The organism is Lysinibacillus sp. NPDC097162 (assembly GCF_044762185.1).
In the GTDB taxonomy this organism is placed as follows: Bacteria; Bacillota; Bacilli; order Bacillales_A; family Planococcaceae; genus Lysinibacillus.
In genome coordinates this window covers 326,234-333,743 of the sequence record NZ_JBIWDT010000004.1, presented here as the reverse complement: position 1 = coordinate 333,743, position 7,510 = coordinate 326,234, and the positions used below count along the sequence as shown (strand labels likewise).

Sequence of the window (7,510 nt, the reverse complement as noted above, 5' to 3'; positions counted from 1 at the left end):
CAAACTCTCCATAAAAGAAATTTGATTAGCTCAAATTGTTTTGCTGGCATCAATTTTGATGTCCAAAATTTTGTTTCGTTCACTAACGAAGTTAGCTAGTAAAAACTATATTGATTACGTTTTGCTTGTTCAGTTTTCAAGGTTCATTTTGTTATCGCTTGTTTTCAGCGACTTTATTAGTCTAACTTGTTTTCAACAAGAAGTCAACAACTTTTTTAAATTGTTATTTTCAAGCCGTCCTTCTTGTTAAGGACAAGTAATAATATATAATATTGCAATATAAAAATCAAGCTTTTTTCATAAAAAACTTTAAAATCTTTTTTTCGTCCACTACAAATAATAGAATCCCTACTATTACAACTAATCCACCGATGATTTGTGTTGCAATTAAATACTCTTTAAAAATAACAAGAGCTAAAACAGCCGCTCCAATTGGCTCGAATAGAATAGCAATTGATATAACATTCGTACTAACATATTTAATGGACCAATTAAATAAAGTATGGCCTAATAAATTTGGGACAATGGCTAATAAAATAAACCATATCCAATCCGTTGAAGAATAAGGACCGAATGATTCTCCTTTAATTAGTACATAGAAAAACAACGTAATCGTACTCACTACGTAAACTATCATTGTATATGTCACAAGTGACAGTCGTTTCCTTACATCCTGGCCAAATAAAAGATAGGTTGTAATAAGTGCACAAGCAATTAGTGCAAGCATATCTCCATAGAAAGCAGATCCACTTAGCTTAAAATCTCCCCAGCTAATTAATACACTTCCTACTATGGCAATTGCCCCTGCCAAAATGGTTTTTAAAGTAATAGCCTCTTTAAAGAAAAAGTATGTACCAACAAACGCAAAAAGTGGTTGAAGAGTCACTAGGACAGTTGAACTTGCAACAGATGTGTAATTTAGTGATTCAAACCACAAAATAAAGTGAAATGCTAAAAATACCCCCGCAATTGAAGAGAAAAGCCAATCCCTGTTAGATAGCTGCTTTAATTCTTTTGTATATTTCATGAAAAATAACGGTGACATGATTATGACAGAAAACAACATACGATAAAAAGCAATAACACCCGACTCCGCATTAGCTAATTTTACAAAAATAGCTGATAAAGATACTGAAATAACGCCAATAAAAATTGGGATATACGGATGAATCTTTGGTTCATTCATTGAAATCGACCTCCAGAAAAAAAGCTTATACATCATAACTTCCATGATGTACAATACAAAAAAGTAATGTACATATAATAATGACAGCTTGCATATCTCTTAGCAATACGAAATATTAATGGAGGGGTGCGTTTGGAAACATTATTGGAGAATATGATTACATATGAAGTTGGCATAAAATTAGTGATTGCAGCCACATTAAGTTTAGTAATCGGAATTGAAAGGGAATTAAAAAAGAAACCTGTTGGATTAAAGACCAGTTTAGTTATTGCTACATTCAGCTGCTTACTTACAATTATCTCGATTGAGACCGCATACTCAACACCTCCGAGATCAGAAATTAATATATCAATGGATCCCCTTCGCCTCGCAGCTCAAATAGTAAGCGGCATCGGATTTCTTGGAGCAGGAGTCATTTTAAGACGCGGTAATGATAGCATTTCGGGTTTAACTACTGCCGCTATGATTTGGGGAGCTGCTGGTATCGGGATTGCTGTTGGTGCAGGCTTCTATATGGATGCTACAATGGCTGTTATTATTATTGTTTTCGGTATCGAAGTATTGTCTCCATTTCTTATGAAAATTGGACCAAAGAGAATTCGTATGCGAGAAGTATCGCTAAAAATTCAAATTGATGATGATGGTAATACAGAATCGTTCCTTCTATTTTTAAAAGACAACAATATTGTGATTGAAAACATTCGTATAAAAGACATTCCTTTAGGCAATAATCAAGTGTTACACGAATTAGATTTCCGTTTATCTTTAATTGTCTCTGATAACTTACTGTCGCTTTATCGTTCATTACGTACCTTACCTTACATTGAAAAAATTGAAATGGAAATTTTAAACTAGCTGGAGGATTCTCTAATGACAGAAATATTGAAACTACTCAAGGAAGGTAATAAGCCTTCATTAATGGCTGCATTTGTAAATGCATTTTTAGGGATTATAAAAGGCATTGCCTTCTTCTTCACAGGTAACGTCGCTATGTTTGCCGAAATGATGCATTCACTAGGAGACGCTGCAAACCAACTATTTGTATATGTTGGTTCAGCGCTATCCAAAAAAGCCCCTACGAAAAAATTCCCTGGAGGCTTTGGTCGAATTGTTAATCTAGTTTGCCTGTTTGCCGTTATTATTGTAGCTATCCTTTCTTACGAGACTATAAAAGAAGGCTGGCATCATTTTATGCATCCTTCAGGTGAATCAAAAGGAATGTTAATAGCACTTGGCGTGTTATTGGTCGGGGTTGTATTAGAAGGAACAGTTCTGGCAAAAGCGGCAGTGGAAGTACTTCACGAAGCAGGGCAAGAAAAAGCTGGTATGATGTCTATTCCAAAAGCATTTGGATTTTTGAATCGTGCAAAACCTGCGACAAAATTAGTCTTTATGGAAGATTTAGTAGCAACAGGTGGTAATGTTTTAGCCTTTGTCGCTATCTTAATTGCACATTTTACAGGTTGGACGAGAATTGAAGGACTTGTATCAATCATTATTGGCTGTATGATGTTTTATGTAGTTGGAAAGGTATTCTTAGATAATGCACGTGGCGTTATTGGTGAAACAGATGAAGAAATGCTCAATCATATTGCTCATCTTGTGATGGATGATCCTAACATTAAAGATATTGTACGCTTAGAGGTTGTAAAAGAAGGCGAATTTTTACACGTTGAATTAGTTGCTGAAGCTGATGCTAATTTATCACTTGCATTTCTAGATGATGTCCGTGATCATTTAACAGAAGTTATTCTAAGTCAAAAAGGTGTCTCCAAAGTAGCCATATTATTTGATGAAGATGATGGAAAAGCAAACTGGGTACACGTCGGCGAGCGACCATCAACCGCCTATAACAAACAATAATAGAAGAAAAGCCAATTGCCTACTTAGGCAATTGGCTTTTTTATCGTATCCCTATAACGCGTTTTGTAAAATTGTACGAACATCATCTTCGTGTAGCTTATTAAAGTTACCAAAAGGTCCATTTTGCATTGCATGCTCAATGATTTGGTCAAATTTCGAATCATCAATATCATAATCAGCTAGACGGCTCGGTGCATCCAATGAAGTCCAAAATGCAGATAAACGATCAATTCCTTCATAGGCAATTTCTTCTGCTGTTTTTCCTGTCGCATCAACACCGAAAACGCGAGTTGCTAAACCGGCAAAACGTTCTGGATTTACTGGCACATTTAGTCGCATCCAATGAGGCTGTAATATTGCTAGGCCACCAGCATGCGGAATATCGTAAATTGCTGATACAGCATGTTCGATATTATGTGATGCCCAATCTCCGCGAGAGCCGATTGATAGGAAACCATTTAAACCAATTGTCCCTGCTAGCAATATTGTTTCACGCAATGAAATATCCTCTAAATCTTTTAGTAATTTAGGTGCTGTCGTCATAACAGTTCGTAAAACACCTTCACACATTTCATCTGTCACTGGCGTATTCGTCGTGTTGTGGAAATATTGCTCGAAAACATGAGACATCATATCGACCATACCGTAAACTGTATGGTTTTTCGGTACTGACACTGTGTAAGCTGGATTTAAAATAGAAAATTTAGGGAACGTAGCAGGACTTCCCCAACCTAACTTTTCTTCAGTTGCCGCATTTGTAATAACAGAGCCTGAATTCATTTCAGAGCCTGTAGCAGCTAATGTTAAAACAGTTCCAAGTGGTAAGGCATCTTGAACTAATACTTTTCGTTTAACAATATCCCATGCGTCGCCATCATATTTAGCACCGGCAACAATTAATTTAGAACAGTCAATGACCGAGCCACCACCAACAGCAAGCACAAGATCAATGCCTTCTTTTTTACAAATATCAATGCCAATTCGCGCTGTTTCTACACGAGGATTAGGCTCTACGCCACTCAATTCAAATATCATTTTATCCGCTTGTTGTAGCTTTTCAATAACAGCATTGTACACGCCGTTACTCTTTATACTTCCCCCACCATAAACTACTAGTACTTTGCTACCATATTGCTCTAACTCTTTCGGTAATTTTTCCAGTGCATCTTCACCAAAGTGTAATTTCACTGGGTTATAAAATGTAAATGAATCCATTGAATTCGCCCCTTTCTAGTTGGATTTTCTCATATCTACAATGAAGAAAGCAAAGATTTAAAACCTAAAAATGCAAAACATAGGAGAATACAAGAGTGTCAACTAATAGCATCAGGCATTTTACCTTGCTGCCTATTATTCAGTTGTTTGGTGAAGAGGACGAAGGGTGGGTGATTAGCACTGGAGGGCGGGTGCCTGGCACTCAAACAATTCACCAGGCTAATCATGCATTTTATGACTATCCAAGTAAACATCCACGTAGACTCCTGCGGGAACAGCACAAGGTGTAAGACGCAATAAACCGCGCAACTGCGAGGATTGTGGCTTACATTTTGCCCGAGGAAAGCGTAGAGGTTTTTTACGTTTTTGGAGCCGACTACTACTACTTAGTGCCAGGCACTCAAACAATTAAGGTTGCCACCTAGAGCATAAATCAACTGCAGTCCATAAAAAAAGACATCCCTAATTAGGAATGTCTTCTTATTTAAATATCTATTGATTAAACCCAGCCACGGAAGCGAGATGCTTCTGCAGTACGGCGTACACCAACCATATATGCTGCTAAGCGCATATTGATATTACGTGTAGTCGCTGTTGTATATACATTATCAAATGCTTCAACCATTTTTTTGTAAAGGCGTTCTTCTACTTCTTCTTCTGTCCAATAATAACCTTGGTTATTTTGTACCCATTCAAAGTAAGAAACTGTAACACCACCAGCAGATGCTAATACGTCTGGTACAAGTAAAATGCCACGCTCTGTTAAAATTTTAGTCGCTTCTGCTGTTGTTGGACCATTTGCTGCTTCAACAACAATGTTTGCTTTAATATTATGCGCATTGTCTGCAGTAATTTGGTTTTCAATTGCAGCTGGAACTAAAATATCACAATCAAGCTCTAAAAGATCTTTATTTGAAATTGTGTTTTCAAATAATGTTGTTACTGTTCCGAAGCTATCACGACGATCTAATAAGTAGTCGATATCTAAACCTTCTGGATCATGAAGTGCACCATATGCATCAGAAATACCAATTACTTTAGCACCTAAATCATTCATGAATTTAGCTAAGAAACTACCTGCGTTACCAAAACCTTGGATTACAACGCGAGCGCCTTTAATGTCGATACCACGTTTTTTCGCAGCTTCTTCGATAACAATTGTTACACCTTGAGCAGTTGCACGGTCGCGACCTTGAGAACCGCCAAGAACAAGTGGCTTACCTGTGATGAAACCTGGAGAGTTGAATTCGTCCATACGACTATATTCATCCATCATCCATGCCATAATTTGTGCATTCGTAAATACGTCTGGAGCAGGAATATCTTTTGTTGGTCCAACAATTTGACTAACCGCACGAACATAACCACGGCTTAGACGTTCGATTTCACCCATAGACATTTGACGTGGGTCACAGATGACACCGCCCTTACCTCCGCCGTATGGTAGATCTACAATTCCACATTTCAATGTCATCCACATTGAAAGCGCTTTAACTTCCTCTTCGGAAACAGCTGGATGGAAACGTACTCCACCTTTAGTTGGTCCTACTGCATCATTATGTTGTGCACGGTAACCAGTAAATACTTTTGTAGTTCCATCATCCATTTTAACTGGAATGCGGACTTGCAGCATACGAAGCGGCTCTTTTAGTAGTTCATACATTGCTTCGTCATAGCCTAGTTTATTAAGAGCTTCTTGAATAACATCTTGAGTTGATGTGAACAGATTTAAGTTTTCAGACATTTTAAATCGCCTCTTTGTTTTTTTTAATGATTGTATATCGGCATCATTGTAACACACTTCTGAATTAAAATGTGAACATTTTGTTAAAGTTTAAATACTTTTTCAATTTGAGCAATAGACCAATCTAAATCTTCTTGAGAAATAACTAATGGTGGTGCAAAACGAATTACAGTATCATGTGTTTCTTTACATAATAAACCTAATTCTTTTAGTTTTTCACAATATGGACGTGCAGCTTCTGTTAGTTCCATACCGATGAATAAACCACGGCCACGAACGTCTTTAATCACTGGGTTGTTAATTTCACGTAATTTACCTTTGAAATATTCACCAAGTTGTTGTGAGCGCTCTGCTAATTTTTCATCTAATAATACTTTAATAGATGCGATAGAAACAGCACATGCTAAAGGATTTCCTCCGAAAGTTGAACCGTGAGAACCTGGATTGAAGACACCTAAAATTTCACGATTAGCAGCAACACAAGAAATTGGGAATACACCGCCACCTAATGCTTTACCTAAGATGTACATATCAGGCTCTACTTCTTCCCAATCACATGCAAACATTTTACCTGTACGAGCTAAACCAGCTTGAATTTCATCCGCAATGAATAAAACATTATTTTCACGGCATAATTCACGTGCAGCTTTTAAGAAGCCTTCTGGTGGAATAACAATACCAGCTTCACCTTGGATTGGCTCAATTAAAAATGCTGCTGTATTTGGAGTAATTGCAGCTTTTAATGCTTCTAAATTACCGTAATCAACAAGTTTAATATTTGGTAACATTGGTCCGAAACCGCGACGGTATTCTTCATCAGATGATAAAGATACAGCTAGCATCGTACGTCCATGGAAGTTTCCGTTACAAGCGATAAGCTCTGCTTTACCTTCTTCTACACCTTTTACATCATAAGCCCAACGACGAGCAGCTTTAAATGCAGTTTCTACTGCTTCTGCGCCTGTATTCATAGGTAAAACCATTTGTTTATTTGTTAATTTTCCTACTAGCTCATACCATTCACCTAAGTTTTCACTGTAAAATGCACGAGAAGTTAAAGTTACTTTATCAGCTTGTTCTTTTAATGCAGCAATAATTTTCGGATGGCGATGCCCCTGATTCACTGCAGAATATGCTGATAACATATCTAAGTATTTGTTTCCTTCTGGATCTTTAACCCAAACACCTTCAGCCTCTGCAATAACGATTGGCAGTGGATGATAGTTTGCAGCACCGTAATTTTGTGTTTGTTCAATAACTTGTTGTGATTTTGACATATAGCATTCTCTCCCTACTAACTAAAATGAAAATCTATAAAGATAGGACGGTTTATAAGATCTGATAAAAGAGCTCTTTAATAGAAACAAAACAAAAAATTGGTCACCTATTAATTAAGCCGCACACCTCGTAGGTTTTACTATCTACGTACGAGGCGTTGCTAGCTTTTTCTTCTTATTTAAACAGCCCATCTATGAACATGTGGTTTTGCGCCACACAAATCA

Annotated in this window: 6 protein-coding genes; 2 read left to right on the top strand and 4 right to left on the bottom strand. The window is 37.1% G+C overall.

Features of this window, described 5'->3' with window-relative positions; translation table 11 throughout:
- Nucleotides 1-286: 286 nt before the first annotated feature.
- Complete coding sequence (locus tag ACIQXW_RS18330) at nucleotides 287-1,186, bottom strand: DMT family transporter (protein WP_402764483.1); 900 nt, start codon at nucleotides 1,184-1,186, stop codon at nucleotides 287-289.
- 132 nt (nucleotides 1,187-1,318) lie between these two features.
- Here ACIQXW_RS18330 and ACIQXW_RS18325 point away from each other — a divergent pair, with 132 nt between their 5' ends.
- Both ACIQXW_RS18325 and ACIQXW_RS18320 read left to right on the top strand, forming a co-directional pair.
- Nucleotides 1,319-2,041 carry an MgtC/SapB family protein gene (locus tag ACIQXW_RS18325; RefSeq protein ID WP_401019661.1) on the top strand — a complete coding sequence of 241 codons (723 nt, stop codon included), beginning with the start codon at nucleotides 1,319-1,321 and terminating at the stop codon, nucleotides 2,039-2,041.
- 15 nt (nucleotides 2,042-2,056) lie between these two features.
- Nucleotides 2,057-3,049 carry a cation diffusion facilitator family transporter gene (locus ACIQXW_RS18320; RefSeq protein ID WP_401019664.1) on the top strand — a complete coding sequence of 331 codons (993 nt, stop codon included), beginning with the start codon at nucleotides 2,057-2,059 and terminating at the stop codon, nucleotides 3,047-3,049.
- Between the two features lie 51 nt (nucleotides 3,050-3,100).
- On the opposite strand, the gene ACIQXW_RS18315 is transcribed toward ACIQXW_RS18320, so the two are convergent.
- From ACIQXW_RS18315 to ACIQXW_RS18305, 3 genes are all read right to left on the bottom strand, one after another.
- The gene (locus tag ACIQXW_RS18315) at nucleotides 3,101-4,264 is read right to left on the bottom strand and encodes an iron-containing alcohol dehydrogenase (protein ID WP_402764481.1); all 1,164 of its coding nucleotides are present in this window, start codon (nucleotides 4,262-4,264) and stop codon (nucleotides 3,101-3,103) included.
- A 499-nt stretch (nucleotides 4,265-4,763) separates the two neighbouring features.
- Nucleotides 4,764-6,008, bottom strand: a complete 1,245-nt coding sequence (locus ACIQXW_RS18310) for a Glu/Leu/Phe/Val family dehydrogenase (RefSeq protein ID WP_069509732.1) — start codon at nucleotides 6,006-6,008, stop codon at nucleotides 4,764-4,766.
- Nucleotides 6,009-6,091: 83 nt separating this feature from the next.
- A complete protein-coding gene (locus tag ACIQXW_RS18305; protein ID WP_340822876.1) occupies nucleotides 6,092-7,285 on the bottom strand; it encodes an ornithine--oxo-acid transaminase in 1,194 nt (397 codons plus the stop codon).
- Between the last annotated feature and the right edge of the window lie 225 nt (nucleotides 7,286-7,510).